A 1,863-nucleotide genomic window follows, 5' to 3' on the forward strand; every position below is an offset into this window, starting at 1 on the left:
TGTGATGGGTAGGGGAGCGTCGTGTGCCGGGTGAAGCAGCCGCGGAAGCGAGTTGTGGACGGTTCACGAGTGAGAATGCAGGCATGAGTAGCGATACACACGTGAGAAACGTGTGCGCCGATTGACTAAGGGTTCCTGGGTCAAGCTGATCTGCCCAGGGTAAGTCGGGACCTAAGGCGAGGCCGACAGGCGTAGTCGATGGACAACCGGTTGATATTCCGGTACCCGCTTTGAAACGCCCAATATCGAGCCCATTAATGCTAAGGCCGTGAAGCCGTTCCGGACCCTTCGGGGAAAGGAAAGTGGTGGAGCCGTCGACCCAAGGTGGTAGTAGGTAAGCGATGGGGTGACGCAGGAAGGTAGTCCAGCCCGGGCGGTGGTAGTCCCGGGGTAAGGGTGTAGGCCGTGTGATAGGCAAATCCGTCACACATTAAGGCTGAGACCTGATGCCGAGCCGATTGTGGTGAAGTGGATGATCCTATGCTGTCGAGAAAAGCCTCTAGCGAGTTTCATGGCGGCCCGTACCCTAAACCGACTCAGGTGGTCAGGTAGAGAATACCGAGGCGTTCGGGTGAACTATGGTTAAGGAACTCGGCAAAATGCCCCCGTAACTTCGGGAGAAGGGGGGCCATCACTGGTGATCGGATTTACTCCGTGAGCTGGGGGTGGCCGCAGAGACCAGCGAGAAGCGACTGTTTACTAAAAACACAGGTCCGTGCGAAGCCGTAAGGCGATGTATACGGACTGACGCCTGCCCGGTGCTGGAACGTTAAGGGGACCGGTTAGTCAAGATTCGTCTTGGCGAAGCTGAGAACTTAAGCGCCAGTAAACGGCGGTGGTAACTATAACCATCCTAAGGTAGCGAAATTCCTTGTCGGGTAAGTTCCGACCTGCACGAATGGCGTAACGACTTCTCGACTGTCTCAACCATAGGCCCGGTGAAATTGCACTACGAGTAAAGATGCTCGTTTCGCGCAGCAGGACGGAAAGACCCCGGGACCTTTACTACAGTTTGATATTGGTGTTCGGTTCGGCTTGTGTAGGATAGGTGGGAGACTTTGAAGCCGTGACGCCAGTCATGGTGGAGTCGCCGTTGAAATACCACTCTGGTCGTGCTGGATGTCTAACCTCGGTCCGTGATCCGGATCAGGGACAGTGTCTGATGGGTAGTTTAACTGGGGCGGTTGCCTCCCAAAGGGTAACGGAGGCGCCCAAAGGTTCCCTCAGCCTGGTTGGCAATCAGGTGTTGAGTGTAAGTGCACAAGGGAGCTTGACTGTGAGACCGACGGGTCGAGCAGGGACGAAAGTCGGGACTAGTGATCCGGCGGTGGCTTGTGGAAGCGCCGTCGCTCAACGGATAAAAGGTACCCCGGGGATAACAGGCTGATCTTCCCCAAGAGTCCATATCGACGGGATGGTTTGGCACCTCGATGTCGGCTCGTCGCATCCTGGGGCTGGAGTCGGTCCCAAGGGTTGGGCTGTTCGCCCATTAAAGCGGTACGCGAGCTGGGTTTAGAACGTCGTGAGACAGTTCGGTCCCTATCCGCTGCGCGCGCAGGAATATTGAGAAGGGCTGTCCCTAGTACGAGAGGACCGGGACGGACGAACCTCTGGTGTGCCAGTTGTCCTGCCAAGGGCATGGCTGGTTGGCTACGTTCGGGAGGGATAACCGCTGAAAGCATCTAAGCGGGAAGCCTGCTTCAAGATGAGTATTCCCACCTCCTTGAGAGGGTAAGGCTCCCAGTAGACGACTGGGTTGATAGGCCGGATGTGGAAGCCCAGTAATGGGTGGAGCTGACCGGTACTAATAGGCCGAGGGCTTGTCCTCAGTTGCTCGCGTCCACTGTGTTAGTTCTGAAGCAA

General features: G+C 56.5%; 1 rRNA gene (running past one end of the window). It reads left to right on the forward strand.

Annotation, left to right across the window (positions count from 1 at the left end):
• Positions 1–1,828 (forward strand): 23S ribosomal RNA (locus MRBLMG1_RS34985); it begins 1,375 nt to the left of the window's first position.
• The last annotated feature ends 35 nt before the right edge of the window (positions 1,829–1,863 follow it).

Source organism: Streptomyces sp. LMG1-1-1.1 (assembly GCF_040815545.1).
In the GTDB taxonomy this organism is placed as follows: Bacteria; Actinomycetota; Actinomycetes; order Streptomycetales; family Streptomycetaceae; genus Streptomyces.